This is a genomic window from Photobacterium sp. TY1-4 (genome assembly GCF_025398175.1).
GTDB lineage: Bacteria > Pseudomonadota > Gammaproteobacteria > Enterobacterales > Vibrionaceae > Photobacterium.
This window is the reverse complement of record NZ_CP099734.1, coordinates 675,319-700,722: the sequence shown is the minus strand read 5'-3', so window position 1 is coordinate 700,722 and position 25,404 is coordinate 675,319. Positions and strand designations below refer to the sequence as shown.

The window sequence follows — 25,404 nt, the reverse complement described above, 5'->3', positions numbered from 1 at the left end:
GGATCCGGCGGGCAGTTGTCAGTCGGAAGTCGGGGGGAGTTCAGCTAACGCAGCTGTGAGCCGATCGCGCACTCTCGTGTCAGCACACCCGAGAGCGTGAACTCGGTCACAGGATTAAACCATATTAATTGTATGAGTTATTTTCGCAACCTCATTTTTCTTGCTTGATGATCTGGCGCAATCCCTGATTTCACAAGGATTACAACGATACTTCGCGATAACGGACCGCTTTCAGACCAGAAAATTATTTTACATTTCCTTAAAAAACACCTTACACTTACCACAAGTGGTAAGACCTCTTACCTTGCATAAACTGTACCCAAGAATAACAACATTCATGCCCCGATAAGGAGAATCAACATGGTAACACTCGTGTACCTGCTAGGGCTCATTGGTATCACAGGTGTGCTCGCCTACCACCGAGCCAACCTCAAAACCTTTACCGTGACCCTGGCGGCCGCATTGGCACTGGGCTCACTGCTGGATGTCATCGGCCAATACAGCTGGCTGGCTTTTGTCCTGATTGCTGTTCCGCTCAACCTCATCTCATTGCGCAGAAACCTGCTCAGTAAGCCGGCGCTGAAAGCCTTCAAGGGCGTGATGCCGGAGATGTCCCGCACCGAGAAAGAAGCAATTGATGCCGGGACCGTCTGGTGGGAAGCGGATCTGTTCCGCGGGGCGCCGAACTGGAACAAACTGCATGATATTCCGGCGCCACGTCTGAGCGCGGAAGAAAAAGCATTCCTCGAAGGCCCGGTCAATGAAGTGTGCCGGATGGTCAACGACTATCGCGTCACCCACGAGCTGGCCGATCTGCCGCCGGAAGTATGGCAGTACCTGAAAGATCACAAATTCTTCGCCATGATCATCAAAAAAGAATATGGCGGTCTGGAATTTTCGGCTTATGCCCAGTCCCTGGTGCTGCAGAAGCTGACCGGGGTGTCCGGCGTGTTGTCCTCAACCGTCGGCGTGCCGAACTCACTCGGTCCGGGTGAGCTGCTGCAACACTATGGTACCAAAGCCCAGAAAGAGCACTACCTGCCTCGCCTGGCCGAAGGGAAAGAGATCCCGTGTTTCGCCCTGACCAGCCCGGAAGCGGGCTCTGATGCCGGCTCAATCCCGGATTTCGGGATCGTGAAAAAAGGCCTCTGGCAAGGTGAAGAAGTACTGGGGATGGAGCTGACCTGGAACAAGCGCTACATCACCCTGGCTCCGGTTGCCACGGTACTGGGTCTGGCCTTTAAACTGTCGGATCCGGATCACCTGCTGGGTGATGAAGAAGAGCTGGGGATCACCTGTGCCCTGATCCCGACAGATATCGACGGGGTGGAAATCGGTCGCCGTCACTTCCCGCTCAACGTGCCGTTCCAGAACGGGCCGACCCAAGGCGAGAAAGTCTTTGTGCCGATTGATTTCATCATTGGTGGCCAGGAGATGGCCGGCCAGGGCTGGCGGATGCTGGTTGAATGTCTGTCGGTAGGCCGCGGGATCACCCTGCCGTCCAACTCAACCGGCGGTCTGAAAACCGCTGCGATGGCAACCGGCGCCTATGCCCGGATCCGCCGTCAGTTCAAACTCCCGATCGGAAAGATGGAAGGGATCGAAGAGCCGCTGGCGCGCATTGCCGGCAACGCCTATGTGATGGATGCGGCCAGCAGTCTGACCGTCTCCGGGATCGATCTGGGTGAGAAACCTTCAGTGATTTCCGCCATCGTCAAATACCACTGTACCCACCGTAGCCAGCGCGGCGTGATCGATGCCATGGACATCGTCGGCGGCAAAGGGATCTGTATGGGGCCGAGCAACTTCCTGGCCCGCGGCTACCAGGGCGCACCGATTGCGGTGACCGTGGAAGGGGCCAATATTCTGACTCGCTCGATGATCATCTTTGGTCAGGGTGCGATCCGCTGCCATCCTTATGTGCTGGAAGAAATGGAAGCGGCTTACCAGGAAGATGCCAACCAGGCGCTGATCGGCTTTGACAATGCGCTGTTCGGCCACGTCGGCTTCGTGATCAGCAATATGGTACGTTCATTCTGGCTGGGTCTGACGGACGGTCGCGGCTCCGCTGCCCCGCGCAAAGATGCCACCGCCCGCTACTACCAGCAGTTGAACCGCTACAGTGCCAACCTGGCGCTGCTGGCTGATATTTCCATGGCGGTTCTGGGCGGCTCACTGAAGCGCAAAGAACGTCTGTCGGCTCGTCTGGGGGATGTACTGAGCCAGCTGTATCTCTCTTCGGCAACCCTGAAACGTTATGTCGATGAAGGCTGTAAGCAAGACGATCTGCCGTTGGTTCACTGGGGCCTGCAAGACTCGCTGTATCAGACTCAGGTCGCGCTCGATGAGTTCCTGCGTAACTTCCCGAATCGCCCGATTGCCGCCTTGATGCGTGCCGTGATCTTCCCGCTGGGCCAGGGTCGCGTGAAACCGTCCGATAAGCTGGATCATCAGCTGGCCCGGATCATCCAGACGCCGAGCGAAACCCGCTCGCGGATTGGTCGCGGCCAGTTCCTGGAAGCCTGCGAGAACAATGCGGTTGGAATGATTGAGGAAACCCTGAAAGATATCCTGGCTGCCGAGCCGGTCTATGACCGCATCTGCCAGGCGGCCGGTAAGAAGTATCCGTTCATGCAACTGGATAAGATTGCCGCGGTTGGCCTGGAGCTGAATGCGATCAATGACAGTGAAGCCGAGCTGCTGCGCCGTGCCGAAGCAGGCCGTCTGCGCACCATCAATGTCGACGACTTTGACTCGGATGAGCTGGCTGCCAAAGCGTACCCGGCCGAGAAAAACGATATCGCGGCCTAAGCAGACCGCCACAACGTCCAAAGGGAAGCCTCGGCTTCCCTTTGTTCTTGGGTTCGTTCTACCAATCGTCGTCAATCACTGCTCATCCTAGCCTGTTAAAACGCCTGATAACTGCGTTTTTCCGACGCGATGTCTGATCACTTACTTACTGTGATTGGGATTATTATCGACTGATGCTTTGGTCATGTGGCGAATGTGACTGAGCAGATCCTCGCAGGCTCAAGCATCGGCTACTGGGATGAAGCGATAGTGGTCCACGACTGCCACATGCTGGCAACCTCAGCGAGCCTCCGCCTCATGAACACGAAAAAGGGCAGCAACCGCTTCCCTTTTTCGTGTTCATGGATCCCTTTTCATGGCTGGTCTTGCTGCCTTATGGCAGATGCCATAGAAGCCGGACAGCTTCCCTAGGTTGCCGGCACAACCAAAGAGTCTTCTTCCAGCACTTTCTTCATTTTCCGCTTACGCCACAAAAAGACGCCGGCAACCACCAGCACCACAATGAGCAGGTTCGCACCAAGCACGATCTTCACTGCCTTATCCCGGGCGGCCTGCCTTTCCTCAGCCTGTCTCAGCAGCTCTTCCTGCCTTGCTCTGGCTTCCTGCTGTGCCCGGAAGTCTTCGAGGTTGCGATCCAGTTGCAGCTCCGCCATCACCGCAAAATTGGTTTCCGGCAGCTGGAAAATCAGCTCACGCTCATTGAAATTATCGGTGCCGTACAGCCACCCCGACCAGGAGTAGCGGCCCGGCGCTTCGCCATTGGGCAGACGCACGGTCAAACCGTCTTCATCCGGCATCGCATGCTGCTGACTGATGCGCATTTTCCCTTCCGGGTTGGTCTGCACAATATGCGCCGCCAGTGAACCCGGCTTCAGAGATCCGGCTTCGGTTTCCACCACCACCTGATGCGATTCATTGTGTCCCCGCCCCTGAATAAAACTGGCGGTCATCGGGGTCGGATACACCAGGACTTCCTGCTCGACGGTACGTAGAAAAATGCCGTTGCCGGACGTGATTCTGACCCGGTATTTCCCCGGCTGAACCGTGATCGGCATCGCCACCGTAAACACCCCGTCGCCCGGCACCTCATCGTAATTGTGGCCGTCATCGGCGAACTCGCCCAGCGGGATCGGGCTGGGCCAGGCTTCACGAGGTAAGTCTTCACTGCCTTCGATAAATTCGTAAAACACCACCGACATTTTCACCCGGTCGATAAAATCCCGGTTGTGCAGCAGTTGGCCGTTTTCAAACAGTCGCGCGGTAAATTTGAGGGTCTCTGACTGATAGAGACGCGCGGGCATGTCGGCCACTTCCAGTGTCAGATTCGAGAGCACCACAATCCGGTTGGTCGGGGTCACCTGCCCCACCGCCTGCCATGGCCCGGGCATCGGATTTTCAATCGAGATAATGTCCATCCCCGGCTCTTCATACCAAGACACGTGCTTGGGATGGCGAATCGAGTAATACTTTTTACCATCCGGCCGCACCAGAACAATCGGCTGGCTGTTCTCAGCCCGCTTCACCATAAACGAGGCCTGCTCGACCGATGGGTCAATTCTAAAGCGGTTATCCAGCCACGACATTACCGTGCTGTCTTTCGCCCAAGACAGCACAGGTAACAACAACCCGATGAGTAATAACCGCCGCATAAAACCTCTACTGACGCCACATCGGGGCGCCACCACTTTTTTCGATCAAATCCAGACGCGCATCATGCGCTTGTAATTCATCGGCCGATGGTCGGATGATCTTTAGCGATTTTCTGCCCGATGCCAGACGTCGGATGGCATTTTCGGCACCCGCATCACTTTCTTCCTCGCCAGAGCTCAGTGCCAGTGATGTCTGGCCACCGGTCATCATCAGATAGACATCAGCCAGAATTTCGGCATCGAGCAATGCGCCGTGGAGGGTTCGGTGCGAGTTATCAATCCCGTAACGGGAACACAGCACGTCCAGGTTATTCCGTTTACCCGGGAACAGCCGCTTGGCCATCGCCAGAGTATCGGTGACTTTGCAGAAGTCTTCGGTTTTGCCGAGCCCCCGGTTCAGCTTGCCGAATTCATAATCCATAAAGCCGATATCGAAGGGCGCGTTATGGGCGACCAGCTCGGCCCCCCGGATGAAGTCCATAAATTCATCATGGACCTCCGCGTAGGTCGGCTTATCCTGCAAGAATTCGTCGGTGATCCCGTGGACATCGATCGCCTCGGCATCAATCGTGCGATCCGGTTTGATATAGACGTGGAAACTGTTCCCGGTCAGCTTGCGGTTGATAATTTCAACCGCGCCGATCTCAATAATACAGTGCCCTTCATAATGAGGGCCGGTCATATTCATACCGGTTGTTTCGGTATCGAATACAATAATGCGGTCGTTAGTAGCTTTCATAGTATCGATTGTGTCAGACTAAAGTTTTTCCTAAAGCGAATACTACCAAAGATGACGAAGCAGGTAGAAATTTTCACCGACGGATCCTGCCTGGGCAATCCGGGACCCGGCGGCTACGGGACCGTTTTGCGCTACAAGCAACATGAAAAAGAGCTCAGCGAAGGCTTTTTTCTGACCACCAACAACCGGATGGAGCTGCTGGCCGCGATTGTTGGCCTGGCAAGCCTGAAAGAGTCGTGCCAGGTTGATCTCACCACCGACAGCCAGTATGTGCGCCAGGGGATCACCCAGTGGATCCATAACTGGAAAAAACGCGGCTGGAAAACGGCCGACAAGAAACCGGTCAAAAATGCCGATCTCTGGCAGCGCCTGGATGCGGAAACGCAACGCCACCAAGTCAGCTGGCACTGGGTCAAAGGGCATGCCGGACATCCGGAAAATGAACGCTGTGATGAACTGGCCCGAGCGGCAGCGGAATCACCAACCCAGGACGATACCGGCTACCAAGCCGCGTCCTGACTACCGAGCGGAACAAACGTTTAGTTTATTGTTATTGGCTCTGCGTCTTCTGGCTCGCTTTGGTCCGGCAGTTCAGTCCCAACGGGGTCAGCTGCCGGCGAAGCTTCCAGGTCGGCTTAATCGGTTTGAGCGGAAAGGTTCGTTTACGGGCGACAATCAGATACTGGCTGCCGAATGACGCCAGGTTCTCTGACAGCAGACTCTCTGCCCAGGCCGCACAGGCCTGGTGCCGGGTGGCTGGCAACACCGCAAAATTTTCATGAAACACCACTTCGTAATTCAGGACGCCCAGCCAGTCTTTCACCCGCATCGGCATAAACATCCGCCCTTTCCACGGGAAGCGCTTGCGATTCCAGGGCAGCAAACCACGCGCTCCCAGCCAGCTGAGCGGGTTTGAACCGCTGATCAACAGATAGCCATCGTCGACCATCACCCGGTCAATCTCACGCAGCAAACCGTGGGGATCCGGACAATAATCAAATTGATGGGCGATCACGCAGGCATCAAAGGACTTCTCCACGAAAGGCAAGGCTAAATGCTCCGCAATCACGTTATGAAGCGGATTGAACTTATCAATGCAAATCTGATGCTGGATGTTACAATGGCCGCTGGCAAGCTCGCAGCTTAACCCGCCCAGCTTGAGCATATGGTACCCAAACAGCTTGGGCCACCATTCATCAAGCTGCGCTTGAAGTAGCTCAGCCGCCCATTCGCCATTGGTGATCTGGGACCAGGAAGATGGGGGATCTATCTCTGTGAGTACACGGGCAGGCTTCATACGTTATCGCTCAACACCTTCAAGGCTGGAGACATTTTCATGCTGACTGTAAAAAGCATACCTGCATTTAATGACAATTACATCTGGCTGATTCACAGTCCGGAGAATCACTGCGTGCTCGTCGACCCAGGGGATGCCACCCCGGCTATCAAGGTGTTAGAGGAAGAGCAACTGATCCTGGATGCCATTCTGGTAACTCACCACCACCACGATCATATCGGGGGGATCAGCGAGCTGAAACGCCGCTTCCCGCATGCCAATATTGTCGCCCCGGTCAATGAACCGATCCCGGGCGTCTCCCAGACGGTCGAAGACGGCGACCAGGTCGAAATTTTCGGAGAGCGCTTCATGGTATTGGGCGTGCCGGGCCATACCGCCGGCCATGTGGCCTACGTCGGCGACGGCAAGCTCTTTTGCGGCGATACCCTGTTTTCCGCCGGTTGCGGCCGCCTGTTTGAAGGTACCCCACAGCAAATGTTTCAATCCCTGCAAAAACTGGCCGCACTACCGGATGAAACCGAAGTGTACTGCGCGCACGAATACACCAGCAGTAACCTGGCCTTTGCGCTGGTCGCTGAGCAGGACAATCCGCACCTGCAACGTTACCGGGAAGACGTCAGCCGCCGGCGTGCCCAGGGGATCAGCACCATCCCGTCGACCTTGCGCCAGGAAAAACTGATCAATCCTTTCTTGCGCTGCGATCAGGCCAGTATCAAAAAATCCGTTGCAGATAAAGCATTTGATGACAGCGACCTGGAAACCTTCGCTGCCCTGCGCCGCTGGAAAGATGAATTTTGAACCTGCATCACTTGTAACCAAGGTCGTTGGACAAGTATCATCTCCAACTATTTTGGCTATAGGCAGGTTCCATGAAGTCCCGATTTTTTGTAGCAAGTGCGCTATTACTGGCTGGTTGCCAAATTTTAAATACGACAAATACAGAAGAAGAGCAAACCAACGGCACGAATAACAATGAGTCCCCTGCCCAAGTGCAGGTCCCGCTCACCCCGACGCCATCCCCAATACCTGACAGTACAACGGTAGCGGTCAAGCCACCGGTCAAAGTACCGACACCTCAGGAGCAGGCCGATCTCTGGCAACGGATCACCATGCAGATCACCACGGCGATCCCGGATAACCAGCAGGTTCGCCATTACCGGAACTGGTACCTCCGCTATCCGGGTCACCTGAAAACCGTCGCCAACCGTGCCGAACCTTTCCTGTACTACATCACCGAAGAAGTTGAAAAGCGTAACCTGCCGCTGGAACTCGCGCTGCTGCCGATAGTCGAAAGCTCCTTTGATCAGTTTGCCTACTCCCATGGCCGGGCCGCAGGCTTGTGGCAGATTATTCCCGATACCGGTCGCCGTTTTGGCTTGCAACAGAACTGGTGGTATGACGGCCGTCGTGATGTCGTCGCCTCAACGGAGGCTGCCCTGGACTTACTGGAATACCTCCATCGCAAATTTGATGGCAACTGGCTGCATGCCCTGGCCGCCTACAACACCGGTGAAGGCCGTGTATTCCGTGCCATTCGCAACAACAAGCGCGCCGGTAAGCCAACCGACTTCTGGTCGCTGGATCTGCCGAAAGAAACCAGCGGCTATGTGCCGAAACTGCTGGCTGTGGCCGACGTGATCCGCAATCAGGAGCAATACGGGATCGAGATCCCTCAGGTTGCCAACAAACCTGCCGTCAAGCTGATCCAACCCGGGACGCAGATGGATCTGGCCATGGCCGCCCAGTACGCCGGCCTGAAACTGAGTGAGCTGCAAAGCTTGAACCCGGCCTATAACCACTGGGCCACCGCCCCGGATGGCCCGAATCATTTGCTGCTGCCTGTCGAGCACGCCGCGCAGTTTCAGACCAACTTTGTCGACAACGGCAAACAAGGGATGAAGGTGGTGCGCTATCAAGTCCAAAACGGCGACACGCTCAGCGTCCTGGCGCAGAAACACCAAACCACCACCAAGCTGATCCAGCGGGCCAACAATATGACCGGCACCAATATCCGGGTCGGCCGTCACCTGCTGATCCCGGTCGCTATGGCTGACAACGGGCAGCTGCTGGCCAACCGCCTGGCATCCCGGAGCCGGAATACCCATGGCAACGGCTATCGGGTGACTTACACCGTGAAGCCGGGTGACAGCCTGTGGACGATTGCCCGGAACCAGAAGGTGACAATCGATCAGATCACCAAATGGAACGGCATCAGCAAAAGCAAAGCACTCCGGGCCGGCCAGAAATTGACTTTATGGAAAGACAGCCAGGCCGGCGCAGTGATCCGCACGGTGTACTACCAGGTTCGCTCCGGTGATAACCTGAGCGCCATTGCCCAGCGTTATAAAGTCAAAGTATCTGATGTCGTGAAGTGGAACCAGATCCAGGATCAGAAATACCTCAAGCCGGGACAAAAGCTGAAACTCTACATTGACGTGACCAAAGTCAGCGCTTAATCGCTCCGTCTCGTTCTATAGCCCAACAAAAAGGCTCAGCGCCAAACGCTGAGCCTTTTCTTTTTCGATTCCATGGCTTTCGATAGCCTGCCTACCATCACCGGAGCGACTGACGTTACTGTAATCTGAAATCGGCAATAATCGGGTTATGATCCGATGCGTTGGTTTGCGGCGCCTGAGCATCAACCAACTCCAGCCCGCGATAATACAAATGATCCAACGGCTTGCCGAGGATCTTAACCCGCTGATCCCGGCGGAGCGTCACATCCACCAACCCCAGACTTTGCGCAAATGCATTAACCACATCCAGGCGCGCCTGACGCCAGGTATTAAAGTCCCCGGCCAGAATAATCGGACCGATGTGATTATCCAGCACTTTCTTTAACGCGCGAAATTGCGCTTTATACTCCTCAAGGCCAAGCGCAAAGTTCACCCCGTGTAAATTGACCACAACCAGGGTCTGGCCGTTGCTGAGGTTAAACTCCGACAGCAAGGCCGACTTCGGCAGACGCAGCCAGGGCTCCATGGCCAGGTAAGCACAGGTGGTTCTGGCATTCACGGTCGACAGGTTCATCACCCCCGCCGGGGTATTGAGAAACTTGAAGGCATTCGCCATTCTGACTTTCCATTGCGCCTCGTCCAGATAGGCTTTGAGTCCGGCCGTCAGGCTTGCCTCCTGCAGGAGGACCAGCTCGCTGCGCTGGCTGAACTGCTCCAGGGCATCCCGCCAGCTCTCTCGCTGTTGCTTATAGATATTCCAGACGGATACCGACAGTTGGCCATCCCGATCCAACGGCAGGGCGATATCACTCTCGATGCATTGGTAGGAGAACTGCGGCGCCAGCACATTCTGGCTGACCTCCGGCACCTCAGAGACGTCGAAGGAAAGATTCAACGCACTGACCCCCAACGCACCAGCGACCACACCAACACCAGCAATAACCTTAGAATATCGAGACATCACAAAGACCTACAGCTTAAAGGCAAAGAGAGCAAAACGGCCCGCAGGCCATCAACGTCATCCCTGACGTGAACATCATCAATTAATAGTGAGTTCCGTTGTCGTAATAGGCGGCTGGCGATAGCGGGGTAAAAATGACCGCCACATCTAATTCCGTATCTTCCAGCTCCTCACGGACTTGCCGGGTGATCACCTCTGCGACCTGATCCTGGACTTCCTGGCCGCGGTCAAACCACAGCACTTCCACAAATGGGTAAGCATCAGACACTTCACCATCAAAAATAAAGGTGGTTGACACATGCTCCACGGTGAAATCTTCTCGAGGACACGCCATCAAGGGTTGAAGTTCATCCACCAACGCGGTGGACATCGCCTTCACATTATCAAATTCAACGGCACGAAAACGCAGATGCGGCATGGTGACTCCCAAATCACTGACTCTTAAAAGTCCACAAGATACCATCGAAATAAGCGCAAGCGCAGTAATTTCTCCCCCTGCTCCGGTAAATTTCCCGCCAAAACTCGGCGCTGCGGTGTAGTTCCGGCGCTAATGATTTGATGACTGGAGGAAATCGACAACCTGAACCAAGATCACACTTTGGGCAAATTATTACGTACTGGACGGGCTTAACTCCAATGATCCAAGATAAGTGTCCACCGCATCCCCATGTTGAGGTTCTTCAACCCATTCGCTCATATACAGCAACCTGAAGGTTGACCGGGACAGATCAGCTACAATCAATCACTCCGCTCGACAATTGATTTCAAATCTCAAGCTTTGCATGCCATATGATTCCTGTTTTGATGCACCTTTGCTAATATAGCTTCCCTGATATTTCATCAAGTTAGCGGGCTGTTCAGGATTATTGTTCTGTTCATCATGCTTTCTTCAAAACACACGCCAGAACCTTGTTCATCAGTGTGATTGTGTCTGTTCAAAGCAGCCCGTCGGTACGCATGTTTTTTATTTTTAGTCATTTAGATCGACTTGGATCCCGTCTATGCAAGAGATAAGCACGACGCCTTACGAAATAAACAAGGAAGCCGAATCCCAATCGGAAAGACATGAGCCGGTTACCATCAGAGCGCCAAGAGCAGCGATCTGGGACTGGTTTCTGATGTTCAGTACGTTGGGATTTTATTCAAATTTTTGGTTTTACGGTCGGGCTAAGGAACTCAATCAAATTTCCAAATCCAAGTTCATCCCCTGGCTATGGCTTTTTGCCCCGCTAATCGCAGTTTTCCAAATATTTGCCCTGAAAAAGCTGGGAAAAACGCTGGAAGAATTTGAACACCAAGAAACTGCGCTACGGAGCCGACGCCGCTATTTCATTGGTTCCTGGGGCTTTGTTCTCTCGATACTCTTTTTTTCTGTGTCATCTAAGTGGGCTGTGGCTTCTTGGTTAGAGTTCGTTTTCTTCTTCGTTTATACCTTCTCTTTCGTCTTAATCACCAGCCGAATGAACGATGTAAAGCGCAGCTTGAATAACGTCGAGTTCAAGGGAAAACAAAGTGGCTACTCCTTCATCGAGTGGGTGTTGGTGATCATCTTATTTCCAACAGTATTGGGTATATTCACCTACGCTTCAGTCTCTCCATTTCTCGTCGATAAACTGGAACACCATAGCAGCGGTTCAGTTTATCGCTTGAACAATGAAGGCTTTTCACTGACCTTCAGGGGAGACGGCTGGTATCGCGTAGAGCCCGGCAGTTACAGCGATGGCACGGCGTTAACCGAATTTACGAACGGCGTCCCGAACTCTTATTTCTTGCTATTTAAAAACAATAATATCCAGGACATTGATGAGCACATGAGGCAACGCCGTGACTGGGTAAAGGAAAACGTCACTGACGCGCACTGTACTGAAGCGCGAAGTTTTGTGCCAGGTTCAATGAACCTCAAAATTGAACTCGTGTGTAAAGGGAGCATGACTTTAGCGCCATCAGCCGCACTCATTACTTTGCTCCAGACCAAGGATCATAACTATGAGCTGCTGGGTGTCTTATCTGCGCCCAATAACACGTATAAGCAATGGCTTGATTCTTATCAGGCGATGGCCAGGGAGTTCACCGCACAATGAAAGTAACACTTATTCATACGCTATTCATACTGATTGGTATATCTACAGCTGATGTACATGCGGAAAATAAAGAGGATATACGCTGGACTCTTACCGATAACAACCTATCGCAAGCCATTGATTTGTTGTCCAGCAATCAACTGCCAACGGAAATGACGCAACTGCTGCGGGATACGCAATTCCACATTGGGCCGGATAGCGTCACCATGCGCAAGAAGATCGTGAACTATTTCCCGAGGTTCGTCGATGCGGAAAATTACGGCTCACAGAGTATTTACTACAACCCTCGCTTTCAAAACCTCCGGGTAATCTCAGCGGCCTCGATCACTCGAGAGGGCAAAATCAAGCAAATCGATCCTTCTCGGGCACAAGTACTGGATACAAACGAATACAATACATTCAGTAGTGACAAGGAAGTCGTTCTCGCTCTCCCAGGTTTAGCCGAAGGCAGCTTCGCGGTTTTGGAGTACGAAGTGATTACCCAACGTGGGCTGATGGAGTCGGACTGGTCTGAAGAACTTTACACGCAGGGCAATTACCCAATTCAGCATTACCGGCTAAATATCTCTTGGGACAGCTCGCAGCAGATCAACTGGGCAACCGACTCCGAAAGCGTACATTGCGAACAGCAAGGTCGCTCTCTGACCTGTCATGGTGACGACCTGCCCGCCTATCAAGGTGACTATCAAGCGTACTGGCGCGATCATATTGGTCGAGTCTCTGTCGGGGTGTTGGATAGCTGGAAACAAGTTATTGAAAAAGCATCTCAGGCGATGGCTGAGGCAAATAATAACACCGACGGTTTAGTATCGCTCGCTGATTCGCTGACCAGGGGAACACGTTCAATCGAGGAAAACATCGCCAATATTTTAGATTTTGTCTCCAGAGATATTCGCTACGTCTCGATGTCGGAGCATGGTAATGCTATGACGCCTCATACGATTGCTGAAACGATTGAAAATCGTTTTGGTGACTGTAAGGACAAATCAGTCTTACTCAAAGCCTTATTGCAAAAAAGCGGGCTAAGCCCCAGGCTGGTACTCGTTTCAACCCAAAGGACCGATGACCGAAAATTCTTAGTACCGACCATGAATGCATATAACCACGTCATTGTGTGTTTCAATTTGGAAGGCCAGGAATACTGTGTGGATCCTACAGATACCCAAACTCATTGGAAGCACACACCGGCCTGGATTCAAGGTAAAGTCATCCTGCCTTTAGAAAGTGGATATATTCCGCATCCCATGAAGACAAGCCGTTATCGCTGGCGACTCGGTACCCGCACTGATATTGTATTCAATGCTCAGGGGGGACAAGAAGAGATCCAACAACGTACATACTCGGGCGAATACGCATCCACACTCCGCTCCAATCTCTATCAAGATAATGAATCGGATCGGCAAGCATATTTGCAAAAACAGTACCGCAATGTCGTCTCTGAACTCGCGGAACCGGCATTTAATATTGATCAGCTTGACGAAATGGCCGAAACCCTGAGCATTACCTCTGAAGCAACCTTGCCATCCTTTTTGAAAGTAGAGGAAGCATTGAATTATATGGAAAACGATGCCTGGATTCGTGACGAGTTATCAGATCTCCGGCTCAGTAACGAAAGGTATGAAGAAGTCTTTCCCGGCCTCAATGTCGTCTCCGAGTTCAATTATGATACCAATGGTTTATGGGAGTTCACGGATCTACCGCCATCCCTGAACTTCGATCATCCATTCGGCTCCATGGAAAGAACGGTTGAACGTGTGTCTCCAACCAAACTGACGATACTAACTCGCTTAAAAATACCAGCACAAACGATACAACCAACAGAGATTAAGCGATTCAACGAGCTACTGAACACTTACTCCAAGCAGTCGTTAATTCATTTCTACGGAACTCCCATCTCTAAGAACTGACCTCATTGTTGAGGGAGCAGGCTCTGCAGGTTGCAGAACCTGCTCAGCTTCCACATCTCATGCTCGATATCCGCGCCTTGTTGTGGGAGTGTTTGATAACCCAAAAGGTTAATCATTTGCTTCGTCAGATGAAGATGTAGACTCCTCTGCGGGTAACATCAGAGTCTTCATAGATATTGGTAGATGTATGTGTTACGGATATTTTTTCTTATTCAGTCCCTTTAGCTACTCAAATATAGCGACACTCTGCCGACTAATTGCAACTAAATTTCCAGACGCATCCCATATATCAGCCTCAAGGTGAGCATAACCTCCCGCTGCCTGCCTGGTTTGAACTTTATATGCAAACCAATCTCTCGTAGAAAACTGATCATGTGGATAAATAAATTCTAAATTCCACATCATGGTGCTTGCAGGTGAGGGTTTCTTCATCATTTGAAGCACCGCTGGTGGCCAAGCATCGATCAAGCAAACTAAGTGGGCATCCGTCATTTTATCGGGTTCATTTTTAAAGCGCATCCAACCATCTAACTGCGAGGTATTTGCACCACTATACGGCATCGCGCCTTTCGCAATAGACAAATCAATATTCGTCAGGAAATTAGGTGTAACTCCCTCAATAAAAGGTACCCCTTGGCATTTGGCGGGTAAGTCTATGTCATGGCTTGCATGATTTTGGACTTCTATGTTTGAAAAACGTTCATTGCCAAAGCAACCCTGTTGAATAACGGCAACCATACCATCCTGGATGATTCTGGCTGTTACCTGAGTTACATTCTTCCCCTCTCTGAGTACTTCGACTTCAAACAAAAAAGGAGTATCGAGTAACAGCGGGCCAACAAAGTTGGTCGTCAATGACCGTATAGGTCTCCCATCACGAATCTTACTTTTCATTGCCGTATAAAGTAATGCGGCGGAAACACCCCCAAATACTGTTCTGCCTTGTCCCCAAGATTGAGGAAGTGCCATCGTTTTTTCTGTGCCTACGATTTCCCTGGCTTTTGAAATCAGCGTGTCGATATCCATGCTACCCCTTGTTATGAAATTGTTACAAAATTAACCTCATCGTACCAGCTGCGCAGAAAGTATCAACTACTGTGCATATAATTCATCATGAGCAGATCTCACCAAGTATCAAATTTCCATGCCGGGTGTTTGTTGGCAATATTTGCCCTAGATGTACACAAGCACAGTTTGAGCTCACGACGGAGTGATACCAATCGTAGTAAAAAACTGGTCATCCTAGCCTGTTAAAACACTCGATAGCTGCGTTAGAATTTTTGCTACTTATCGAAAAACCCTGCCTTGATCTCAAATGTTTTTCCGGCGCTATTTCAGATCACTGACTTACTGTGATTGGTATGAAACCAGAAGAGACAAATATGTACCAGAGGCTAATTTGGATAGCTGTATGAAGCGATTTTGATGAGAATTTTCGAATTTCTATGGGTGGTATGGGTATGAGATCGGAAAGGTACTATTTTTCATCACGCTAGACACAAAAAAGCGCCAGTCTCTCTCCGGGACGCTACTCTGAGGCTTCGTATATGGCGGGGTGGACTGGGCATTCCGGACATTCAACGCCCACACGCGCTGTTTTTAGTATCAGGAGAATCCGCTGTTCTGCCGTTAGGCGCGAAAACAAAAAACTCAGCATTTCTGCCGGGACGCGCAGTCTGAGGCTTCAGAAGATGGCAGGGGGACTGGGCCGGCACTCCGGAGATTCGAACGCCCAACACACGCTGTTTTGAATATCAGGGGAATCCGCTGCTCTGCCAATCAGCGCAAATACAAAAAAACCTCAGCATTTCTGCCGGGACGCGCAGTCTGAGGTTTCAAAGGTGGCTGGGGGGACTGGGCCGGCATTCCGGAGATTCGAACGCCCAACACGCGCTGTTTTGAATATCAGGGGAATCCGCTGCTCTGCCAATCAGCGCAAATACAAAAAAACCTCAGCATTTCTGCTGAGGTTTCAAATATGGCAGGGGTGGAGAGATTCGAACTCCCAACACGCGGATTTGGAATCCGCTGCTCTGCCAATTGGAGCTACACCCCTAGAAAGAGTGGCGGAGCGGACGGGACTCGAACCCGCGACCCCCGGCGTGACAGGCCGGTATTCTAACCAACTGAACTACCGCTCCACACGGCACCTAATCGAAGTCTTACTGTTGATGCTTCAATCAAGTTGATGTTCAAAGCCTGGCGATGTCCTACTCTCACATGGGGAGGCCCCACACTACCATCGGCGCTGCTGCGTTTCACTACTGAGTTCGGCATGGGATCAGGTGGGTCCGCAACGCTATGGTCGCCAAGCAAATTCGACGTGAAGGGATTCACTAATATCGCGATGCCATGGATGGCAAGGAGCGATGTGACCCTACACTAAATCTGGAAAAGTTAACTAGTTTCTCAAACACTGCATTCAAGTGCTCGTGGAGTCCGTAAAACCCCTTGGGTGTTGTATGGTTAAGCCGCACGGGCAATTAGTACAGGTTAGCTCAACGCCTCACAGCGCTTACACACCCTGCCTATCAACGTCGTAGTCTACGACAACCCTTCAGAAGGCTTAAAGCCTTAGGGATGACTCATCTTGAGGCTCGCTTCCCGCTTAGATGCTTTCAGCGGTTATCGATTCCGAACTTAGCTACCGGGCAATGCGTCTGGCGACACAACCCGAACACCAGCGGTTCGTCCACTCCGGTCCTCTCGTACTAGGAGCAGCCCCTCTCAATCATCCAACGCCCACGGCAGATAGGGACCGAACTGTCTCACGACGTTCTAAACCCAGCTCGCGTACCACTTTAAATGGCGAACAGCCATACCCTTGGGACCGACTTCAGCCCCAGGATGTGATGAGCCGACATCGAGGTGCCAAACACCGCCGTCGATATGAACTCTTGGGCGGTATCAGCCTGTTATCCCCGGAGTACCTTTTATCCGTTGAGCGATGGCCCTTCCATTCAGAACCACCGGATCACTATGACCTGCTTTCGCACCTGCTCGAACCGTCATTCTCGCAGTCAAGCGGGCTTATGCCATTGCACTAACCTCACGATGTCCGACCGTGATTAGCCCACCTTCGTGCTCCTCCGTTACGCTTTGGGAGGAGACCGCCCCAGTCAAACTACCCACCAGGCACTGTCCGCACCCCCGATAAGGGGGCGACGTTAGAACATCAACACTACAAGGGTGGTATTTCAAGGACGGCTCCACAGATACTGGCGTACCTGCTTCGAAGCCTCCCACCTATCCTACACATGTAGGGTCAATGTTCAGTGCCAAGCTGTAGTAAAGGTTCACGGGGTCTTTCCGTCTAGCCGCGGGTACGCAGCATCTTCACTGCGATTTCAATTTCACTGAGTCTCGGGTGGAGACAGCGTGGCCATCATTACGCCATTCGTGCAGGTCGGAACTTACCCGACAAGGAATTTCGCTACCTTAGGACCGTTATAGTTACGGCCGCCGTTTACCGGGGCTTCGATCAAGAGCTTCTCCGAAGATAACCCCATCAATTAACCTTCCGGCACCGGGCAGGCGTCACACCGTATACGTCATCTTTCGATTTTGCACAGTGCTGTGTTTTTAATAAACAGTTGCAGCCACCTGGTATCTGCGACTCTCAATAGCTCCATCCGCGAGGGACTTCACCGTCAAGAGCGTACCTTCTCCCGAAGTTACGGTACCATTTTGCCTAGTTCCTTCACCCGAGTTCTCTCAAGCGCCTTGGTATTCTCTACCCGACCACCTGTGTCGGTTTGGGGTACGATTCCTTACTATCTGAAGCTTAGAGGCTTTTCCCGGAAGCATGGCATCAATGACTTCAGTGCCGTAGCACCTCGACATCGGGTCTCAGCCTTGAGATGGTCCGGATTTGCCTAAACCATCAGCCTACACCCTTGAACCTGGACAACCGTCGCCAGGCCCACCTAGCCTTCTCCGTCCCCCCATCGCAATAGTAAGAAGTACGGGAATATTAACCCGTTTCCCATCGACTACGCCTTTCGGCCTCGCCTTAGGGGTCGACTCACCCTGCCCCGATTAACGTTGGACAGGAACCCTTGGTCTTCCGGCGAGGAGGTTTTTCACCCCCTTTATCGTTACTCATGTCAGCATTCGCACTTCTGATACCTCCAGCAGCCCTTACAGACCACCTTCAACGGCTTACAGAACGCTCCCCTACCCAATACAATAAATTGCATTGCCGCAGCTTCGGTGTATCGCTTAGCCCCGTTAAATCTTCCGCGCAGGCCGACTCGACCAGTGAGCTATTACGCTTTCTTTAAATGATGGCTGCTTCTAAGCCAACATCCTGGCTGTCTGAGCCTTCCCACATCGTTTCCCACTTAGCGATAACTTTGGGACCTTAGCTGGCGGTCTGGGTTGTTTCCCTCTCCACGACGGACGTTAGCACCCGCCGTGTGTCTCCCGGATAGTACTTACTGGTATTCGGAGTTTGCAAAGGGTTGGTAAGTCGGGATGACCCCCTAGCCTTAACAGTGCTCTACCCCCAGTAGTATTCGTCCGAGGCGCTACCTAAATAGCTTTCGGGGAGAACCAGCTATCTCCAGGTTTGATTGGCCTTTCACCCCTAGCCACAAGTCATCCGCTAATTTTTCAACATTAGTCGGTTCGGTCCTCCAGTGCGTGTTACCGCACCTTCAACCTGCCCATGGCTAGATCACCTGGTTTCGGGTCTAATCCCAGCAACTGCACGCCCAGTTAAGACTCGGTTTCCCTACGGCTCCCCTAGATGGTTAACCTTGCTACTGAAATTAAGTCGCTGACCCATTATACAAAAGGTACGCAGTCACACCACGAAGGTGCTCCTACTGCTTGTACGTACACGGTTTCAGGTTCTATTTCACTCCCCTCACAGGGGTTCTTTTCGCCTTTCCCTCACGGTACTGGTTCACTATCGGTCAGTCAGGAGTATTTAGCCTTGGAGGATGGTCCCCCCATCTTCAGACAAGATAACACGTGTCCCGTCCTACTCGTTTTCACTTTAAATGCGTTGTCGGCTACGGGGCTATCACCCTGTATCGCGGCACTTTCCAGAGCCTTCACCTGACGCATAAAAAGCTTAAGGGCTAATCCGGTTTCGCTCGCCGCTACTGCCGGAATCTCGGTTGATTTCTCTTCCTCGGGGTACTTAGATGTTTCAGTTCCCCCGGTTCGCCTCATTAAGCTATGTATTCACTTAATGATAACTGCTTCTGCAGCTGGGTTTCCCCATTCGGAAATCGCAGACTCAAGTGGCTCTTACTGCCTCATCTGCGCTTATCGCAAGTTAGTACGTCCTTCATCGCCTCTGACTGCCCAGGCATCCACCGTGTACGCTTAGTCACTTAACCATACAACCCCAAGAGGTTTCATATGTTCAAACAACCAAGGTTTCCATCTGAGTAAAAGATGGATTAGTTTGTTTTGCCGGACTCTTTGTCTGTCTTCACTTTGAAAAGTGAAGACAAACTTACACAAGACACTTGAATGTGTATTGTTTGAGAACTCGTTTCTCTTTCGAGAAACAATAATTTCGATTCCTAAAAATCGAATTACTAGTCAGCTTTCCAGATTGTTAAAGAGCATGTGTTTATCGTCAGATAACCACTTTCTAAACACACTCATCAGAATGTTTTTAAAGAGTGGTGGAGCTAAGCAGGATCGAACTGCTGACCTCCTGCGTGCAAGGCAGGCGCTCTCCCAGCTGAGCTATAGCCCCGACGATTCCGATGCCTCACCAGCTTCCCTTGGGCAGGAAGTGGTGGGTCTGAGTGGACTTGAACCACCGACCTCACCCTTATCAGGGGTGCGCTCTAACCACCTGAGCTACAGACCCAGCATCGTTCCGCTCTTCACATTTTAACCAGGCAATCTGTGTGGACACTGCATCAAACAATGTGTCATATCGTTAAGGAGGTGATCCAGCCCCAGGTTCCCCTAGGGCTACCTTGTTACGACTTCACCCCAGTCATGAACCACACCGTGGTAAACGCCCTCCCGAAGGTTAAGCTATCTACTTCTGGTGCAGCCCACTCCCATGGTGTGACGGGCGGTGTGTACAAGGCCCGGGAACGTATTCACCGTGGCATTCTGATCCACGATTACTAGCGATTCCGACTTCATGGAGTCGAGTTGCAGACTCCAATCCGGACTACGACGCACTTTTTGGGATTCGCTCACTATCGCTAGCTTGCAGCCCTCTGTATGCGCCATTGTAGCACGTGTGTAGCCCTACTCGTAAGGGCCATGATGACTTGACGTCGTCCCCACCTTCCTCCGGTTTATCACCGGCAGTCTCCCTGGAGTTCCCACCCGAAGTGCTGGCAAACAAGGATAAGGGTTGCGCTCGTTGCGGGACTTAACCCAACATTTCACAACACGAGCTGACGACAGCCATGCAGCACCTGTCTCAGAGTTCCCGAAGGCACCAATCCATCTCTGGAAAGTTCTCTGGATGTCAAGAGTAGGTAAGGTTCTTCGCGTTGCATCGAATTAAACCACATGCTCCACCGCTTGTGCGGGCCCCCGTCAATTCATTTGAGTTTTAATCTTGCGACCGTACTCCCCAGGCGGTCTACTTAACGCGTTAGCTCCGAAAGCCAGTGTTCAAGACACCAACCTCCAAGTAGACATCGTTTACGGCGTGGACTACCAGGGTATCTAATCCTGTTTGCTCCCCACGCTTTCGCATCTGAGCGTCAGTCTTTGTCCAGGGGGCCGCCTTCGCCACCGGTATTCCTTCAGATCTCTACGCATTTCACCGCTACACCTGAAATTCTACCCCCCTCTACAAGACTCTAGCCTGCCAGTTCCAAATGCGATTCCGAGGTTGAGCCCCGGGCTTTCACATCTGGCTTAACAAGCCGCCTGCATGCGCTTTACGCCCAGTAATTCCGATTAACGCTCGCACCCTCCGTATTACCGCGGCTGCTGGCACGGAGTTAGCCGGTGCTTCTTCTGTCGCTAACGTCAAACAACTAAGCTATTAACTTAGCCGCCTTCCTCACGACTGAAAGTGCTTTACAACCCGAAGGCCTTCTTCACACACGCGGCATGGCTGCATCAGGGTTTCCCCCATTGTGCAATATTCCCCACTGCTGCCTCCCGTAGGAGTCTGGACCGTGTCTCAGTTCCAGTGTGGCTGATCATCCTCTCAGACCAGCTAGGGATCGTCGCCTAGGTGAGCCGTTACCCCACCTACTAGCTAATCCCACCTGGGCTAATCCTGACGCGAGAGGCCCGAAGGTCCCCCTCTTTGCTCCCATCTCGTAAAAGACAGGAGATTATGCGGTATTAGCCATCGTTTCCAATGGTTATCCCCCACATCAGGGCATATTCCCAGGCATTACTCACCCGTCCGCCGCTCGCCGCCCAACAAATCACCCGAAGGGTCAATGTTGTCGCTGCCGCTCGACTTGCATGTGTTAGGCCTGCCGCCAGCGTTCAATCTGAGCCATGATCAAACTCTTCAATTAAAGATTTTTTTGGCTCAATGAATACTGATTTCTTGTTTCCGCTTTTTAAGAAAAAGCAGAAGCAAAAATAAATTGACTGTGCCGATATAGCCGAAGCTATGTCGTTTTGGTCACTCAGTTCATTGATAACCTGTTTGCTTTCGCTTTTTAAAGCGAAGACAAATAAGTTTTGACTATCATTTCACGAGTGCCCACACAGATTGCATGGTCAAATTGTTAAAGAACTTGTTTTCACAACGTTTCTTGCGAACCGTTTATCGTGTCAACGGAGGCGCATTATAGGGAGTATTCAGAGTAGCGCAATCCTTTTTTTCAGGTTTTATGACAAGCCCCTACCAAGCGAACAAAAAGCAAACAACATCATTTGAATCCGTCGTTTTTTCATCATACTTTGTCATCCCAACATGCAGTTATCCGCTAAATTTGATGCTCGGCACGTCCTTTAGCCAGCATTCGGGGCTTTTTTCGCCGTCTGTCCCTCGGATGTGTCACAGGGATCGCAGATAACAAGGTTTTGGTATAGTCCGCCTGCGGTGCATGATAGAGCTCTTCTACTGTTCCACTCTCAATAATTTGCCCGAAGTGCATGACAGCTACCCGATCGGAAACCTTCCGAACCACAGACAAATCATGCGAGATAAAAATCATCGCCAGATTCATCTCGCTTTGTAGCTGAAGCAACAGATTCAAAATCTGGGCCTGGACGGAGACATCCAGCGCAGAGACGGACTCATCACAAATCAGTAGTTTGGGCTTTAAAGCAATCGCCCGGGCAATCCCGATACGCTGGCGCTCACCACCGGAAAACTCATGCGGATATTTATGAACCGATGCTGCCGGTAAGCCGACTTTATCCAATAACGCCTTGATCCATACCAACCGCTCGCTCGCCGTGCCGACTTGGTGGATGGCAAACGGCTCTTCTAGGATCATCCCCACCGTATGGCGTGGATTCAGCGATTCCATCGGATCTTGAAACACCATCTGCATTTCCCGACGTAAGGGACGCATTTGCCGGGCGGTCCAATGGGTGATCTCCTGACCTTCAAAAAAGATCTGCCCCGCCGTCGGCTCATGCAGTTTCAATATCGCCCGCCCCAACGAGCTTTTCCCGCAGCCGGACTCACCAACCAGACCCAGAGTCTCCCCCCGGGCCACCGAGAGGCTCACCCCATCGACGGCTTTTACCGTATAGCCTTTCTTAATAATCCCCTTACCGGAAATAAAGTGTTGCTTGAGGTTTTCTACGTGCAGCACAGTCTTCATCCCGCTTCTCCTTCACCTGCCGCGAGCACGCCATCAATCGGATTGCGGCGACCGGAACGCCGGAAACAGCTCGGGATCAATCGGCTTAATGTCAATCAGCTGCTTCGGCTCACTCTCCAAGCCCGGCATCAGGCCAAGCAGCCGCTGCGTATAAGGATGCTGAGGGCAATCAAATAAAGTAAAGACATCCGCCTGCTCGACAATCCGTCCGTTATACATCACCGCAACGTCATCACAGATCTCCGCCACCACGCCTAAATCATGGGTGATAAAAATCATCGCCATGCCGGTTTCCTGTTGCAGATCCAGCATTAAGTCCAGAATGGAAGCCTGAACGGTGACATCCAGCGCGGTTGTCGGCTCATCACAAATTAAGATATCGGGATGGCACGCCAGGGCCATCGCAATCATCACCCGCTGCCGCATGCCGCCGGATAAATGATGCGGATACTCATGAACCCGCGTTTCCGGCTCGGGGATCTTCACTTTCGCCAGCAATGCAACGCAATGGCGCAGCCTGTCTTTCTTCGTCAGCTCCGGGCGATGCAGCGCCAATACTTCAGCCAGTTGCTGGCCAACCGAGTAAACCGGATTGAGTGCGGTCATCGGATCCTGAAAAATCACTGAAATCCGATTGCCCCGCATGGCGTACATCTCCCCCGGCGGCAACGTCACCAGATCCGTCCCGCGATAGAGCACCTGTCCCCGGGTGATCCGCCCGTAAGGCTTGGGCAGCAATCCCATAATGGACATTGCCGTCACGCTCTTACCGCAACCGGACTCCCCCACCAGCCCGAGCGTCCGGCCCCGGCGCACCTCGAAATTCACCCCATGCAAGACCGGCGTCACACCGTCATCGGTCATAAACGCCGCATGGAGATCACTGACACGCAGGATCACATCATCCGTCATACGCACTTCCTCAAAGCTTGAATCGGTCGTCAATCACGGTGACTGGCTCAAAGGTCTTGCCGTCCTCCATGGCTTTAAGGGTTTGTTGCTTAACCGCTTCATCAATCCAGAAGGTGCCGTATTCCACCGGGTAAAACATCACTTCGGTTCTTTTGGTCATGCCCGGATCCGGATATTTCACCCAGCGCCAGTGCGCTTCCCGGGTATAGGGCACCATATAACCCGGCACAATAATGAAAGCATCGGCGACGAGTTTCTGGATCCGGCGCGACAGCTCGTAACGCTTCTGGACATCAAATTCACGTTTAAACGCATCAATCAGTTGGTCTAACTCCGGCGAACTGTAACTGGCGTGATTATTGGTTTGCGGTTTCACATTGTCCGAATACAGATATTCCCAGTAAGCCGGGATTTCCCCGCCGCTCATATTCAAAAAAGCCAGATCGTGCTTTTTCTCCAGGATGTATTTAAACGCCGCCGAGCCGTCGACCAGATTCAGGGTAAACTCCAGCCCGGCCTGTTTGGCCTGCTCTTTTAAGTACGCAATACGCGGGGTCCACACCGGATAGCCGTAGGTAATGGCAAAACTGAGCCTTTGCCCCTGCTGGTTGATCCGGATCCCGTCCGGACCAATGCGGTCAAAGCCGGCGTCGGTGAAGTACTTCGCCGCCAGCTTCGGATCAAATGGTGGCGGGCGATTGTCCGGGCGGTCATACTCCCCATGTCCGAATCCCAGCCCATGAGGCTTACGGACATAATCCCCGCGCAGGACATGCTGAATCATGCCGTCAAAGTCGGTGGCGTAGGTGATCCCCTGCCGGATCGCCAGATTGTCCAGTAGCGGCTTGGCCGTGTTGATCCACAATCCCCCCGCCCCTTGAGCCACCTGGTTGTAGCCCCAAAATTTATGAATGTAGCCTTTACGATACGGCTCGCTGTCCGACTTTTCATGCCACAGGGAAGGCAGGATCAAGCCAAAGGTATCGAGCTGGCCTTTTTCAAAATATCGCAGTGCGATGTCGTTATCGCGGATCACCCGAATCCGGACCTGATCGACGTTATAGCGGTTGCGGTAATAACGGTTCCCGTATCCCCACCAGTCCGCGCCGACATGCTTGAAGGTCACGCTTTTCCCTTTCTTCACGTCAGACAGGTAATACGCCCCGGCCGTCGGCTCGCTCTTGAAGTTATAACGGCGGACAAAATCATCATCGATGCCGTCTTTGTTGGCGTCTTTCTTCGGTTTGAAAAAATGGGCCGGGCGGGGTTGCAGGCCATTACTGGGCAGGTTGATCTGCACCATCAGCTCATCCTGACTCTTCGGCGTACCAGAGACGATCGCGATGGTGTCATCATCATATTTTTCGACCGCCTTGATCGAGTGGGTAAAAAAGTCGTTATACCAGGGATCGATGATGTCCTTCGAGCGGTAATAGGTCAGCATAAACAGATAGTCATCTGCCGTGATTGGTTTACCGTCCGACCAACGGGCGTCGGGGTTGAGCTTGAAGTACACGGTTTGATGGTCGTCGCCAAACGCCCAGGCCTGCGCCAACTGCGGGATCCACTTGCCGGTATTCGGATGCCGGGCTGCCAGCTTCGGCGTCCCGTCCATAAAGTAATGCCGCAACCCTGAGTTGGCATCCGGCCCGACACTGCGCAACGTTTGGGGAAAGCTGGCCATAAACGTGTGCAGGGTGCCGCCATGCTTGGCCTGTTCGGAGGCAAACAATGGCTCTTCCATATTGGAGATCCAGACCAGATCCTGGGGTAAGTCCACCGCCAAAGCAGGCCGGAAACTCAAAACCATCAGGCAAAACAACCACAGTTCTCGACTTCTCATGTTCACA

General features: G+C 52.3%; 15 protein-coding genes, 4 tRNA genes and 3 rRNA genes. 6 read left to right on the top strand and 16 right to left on the bottom strand.

Annotated elements, in window-relative coordinates; all coding sequences use genetic code 11:
- The first annotated feature begins 360 nt into the window (after positions 1 to 360).
- A complete protein-coding gene (fadE, locus tag NH461_RS03435) occupies positions 361 to 2,811 on the top strand; it encodes an acyl-CoA dehydrogenase FadE (protein ID WP_261601903.1) in 2,451 nt (816 codons plus the stop codon).
- A gap of 407 nt (positions 2,812 to 3,218) precedes the next feature.
- Here fadE and NH461_RS03430 read toward each other — a convergent pair whose 3' ends face one another.
- A complete protein-coding gene (locus NH461_RS03430; protein ID WP_261601902.1) occupies positions 3,219 to 4,460 on the bottom strand; it encodes a TIGR03503 family protein in 1,242 nt (413 codons plus the stop codon).
- 7 nt (positions 4,461 to 4,467) lie between these two features.
- Entirely contained in the window at positions 4,468 to 5,199 is a 732-nt protein-coding gene (gene dnaQ / locus NH461_RS03425; RefSeq protein ID WP_261601901.1) for a DNA polymerase III subunit epsilon, read from the bottom strand.
- A 51-nt stretch (positions 5,200 to 5,250) separates the two neighbouring features.
- Between dnaQ and rnhA the strand changes: the two genes are divergently transcribed.
- Positions 5,251 to 5,718 carry a ribonuclease HI gene (gene rnhA / locus NH461_RS03420; protein WP_261601900.1) on the top strand — a complete coding sequence of 156 codons (468 nt, stop codon included), beginning with the start codon at positions 5,251 to 5,253 and terminating at the stop codon, positions 5,716 to 5,718.
- 31 nt (positions 5,719 to 5,749) lie between these two features.
- Here the strand turns inward: rnhA and NH461_RS03415 are convergent, their stop codons facing one another.
- On the bottom strand, positions 5,750 to 6,496 hold the full coding sequence (locus tag NH461_RS03415) for a class I SAM-dependent methyltransferase (RefSeq protein ID WP_261601899.1): 747 nt from the start codon (positions 6,494 to 6,496) through the stop codon (positions 5,750 to 5,752).
- A 39-nt stretch (positions 6,497 to 6,535) separates the two neighbouring features.
- Between NH461_RS03415 and gloB the strand changes: the two genes are divergently transcribed.
- On the top strand, positions 6,536 to 7,294 hold the full coding sequence (gene gloB / locus NH461_RS03410; RefSeq protein WP_261601898.1) for a hydroxyacylglutathione hydrolase: 759 nt from the start codon (positions 6,536 to 6,538) through the stop codon (positions 7,292 to 7,294).
- Between the two features lie 71 nt (positions 7,295 to 7,365).
- The gene (locus NH461_RS03405) at positions 7,366 to 8,952 is read left to right on the top strand and encodes a LysM peptidoglycan-binding domain-containing protein (RefSeq protein WP_261601897.1); all 1,587 of its coding nucleotides are present in this window, start codon (positions 7,366 to 7,368) and stop codon (positions 8,950 to 8,952) included.
- A gap of 115 nt (positions 8,953 to 9,067) precedes the next feature.
- On the opposite strand, the gene NH461_RS03400 is transcribed toward NH461_RS03405, so the two are convergent.
- Positions 9,068 to 9,913: an endonuclease/exonuclease/phosphatase family protein gene (locus NH461_RS03400; RefSeq protein ID WP_261601896.1), complete on the bottom strand. Its 846-nt coding sequence runs from the start codon at positions 9,911 to 9,913 to the stop codon at positions 9,068 to 9,070.
- An 82-nt stretch (positions 9,914 to 9,995) separates the two neighbouring features.
- Positions 9,996 to 10,331, bottom strand: coding sequence for a DUF1904 domain-containing protein (locus tag NH461_RS03395; protein WP_261601895.1), 336 nt, complete (start codon positions 10,329 to 10,331; stop codon positions 9,996 to 9,998).
- Positions 10,332 to 10,914: 583 nt separating this feature from the next.
- Here NH461_RS03395 and NH461_RS03390 point away from each other — a divergent pair.
- Together NH461_RS03390 and NH461_RS03385 are read left to right on the top strand one after the other, a co-directional pair.
- Positions 10,915 to 11,994 carry a hypothetical protein gene (locus NH461_RS03390; RefSeq protein WP_261601894.1) on the top strand — a complete coding sequence of 360 codons (1,080 nt, stop codon included), beginning with the start codon at positions 10,915 to 10,917 and terminating at the stop codon, positions 11,992 to 11,994.
- A complete protein-coding gene (locus NH461_RS03385; protein WP_261601893.1) occupies positions 11,991 to 13,901 on the top strand; it encodes a DUF3857 domain-containing transglutaminase family protein in 1,911 nt (636 codons plus the stop codon). The genes NH461_RS03390 and NH461_RS03385 overlap by 4 nt, the downstream gene beginning before the upstream one ends.
- A gap of 225 nt (positions 13,902 to 14,126) precedes the next feature.
- Here NH461_RS03385 and NH461_RS03380 read toward each other — a convergent pair whose 3' ends face one another.
- The 11 genes from NH461_RS03380 to NH461_RS03330 form a co-directional block, all read right to left on the bottom strand.
- A complete protein-coding gene (locus tag NH461_RS03380) occupies positions 14,127 to 14,927 on the bottom strand; it encodes a thioesterase family protein (protein ID WP_261601892.1) in 801 nt (266 codons plus the stop codon).
- A 953-nt stretch (positions 14,928 to 15,880) separates the two neighbouring features.
- Positions 15,881 to 15,957 (bottom strand) — tRNA-Trp (locus tag NH461_RS03375).
- 8 nt (positions 15,958 to 15,965) lie between these two features.
- Positions 15,966 to 16,042, bottom strand: a tRNA-Asp gene (locus NH461_RS03370).
- A gap of 56 nt (positions 16,043 to 16,098) precedes the next feature.
- Positions 16,099 to 16,214 (bottom strand): 5S ribosomal RNA (gene rrf, locus NH461_RS03365).
- A 149-nt stretch (positions 16,215 to 16,363) separates the two neighbouring features.
- Positions 16,364 to 19,252 (bottom strand): 23S ribosomal RNA (locus NH461_RS03360).
- Positions 19,253 to 19,544: 292 nt separating this feature from the next.
- Positions 19,545 to 19,620: transfer RNA gene (locus NH461_RS03355), tRNA-Ala, on the bottom strand.
- Positions 19,621 to 19,660: 40 nt separating this feature from the next.
- Positions 19,661 to 19,737 (bottom strand) — tRNA-Ile (locus tag NH461_RS03350).
- Positions 19,738 to 19,810: 73 nt separating this feature from the next.
- Positions 19,811 to 21,376: ribosomal RNA gene (locus NH461_RS03345) — 16S ribosomal RNA — on the bottom strand.
- The 16S, 23S and 5S rRNA genes sit together here with 4 tRNA genes alongside, the layout of an rRNA operon.
- Before the next feature lie 417 nt (positions 21,377 to 21,793).
- Positions 21,794 to 22,642, bottom strand: coding sequence for an ATP-binding cassette domain-containing protein (locus tag NH461_RS03340; RefSeq protein WP_261601891.1), 849 nt, complete (start codon positions 22,640 to 22,642; stop codon positions 21,794 to 21,796).
- A 33-nt stretch (positions 22,643 to 22,675) separates the two neighbouring features.
- Positions 22,676 to 23,554 (bottom strand): ABC transporter ATP-binding protein, encoded by an 879-nt coding sequence (locus NH461_RS03335; RefSeq protein WP_261601890.1) that lies wholly within the window; start codon positions 23,552 to 23,554, stop codon positions 22,676 to 22,678.
- 10 nt (positions 23,555 to 23,564) lie between these two features.
- Entirely contained in the window at positions 23,565 to 25,397 is a 1,833-nt protein-coding gene (locus tag NH461_RS03330; protein WP_261601889.1) for an extracellular solute-binding protein, read from the bottom strand.
- Positions 25,398 to 25,404: the final 7 nt, after the last annotated feature.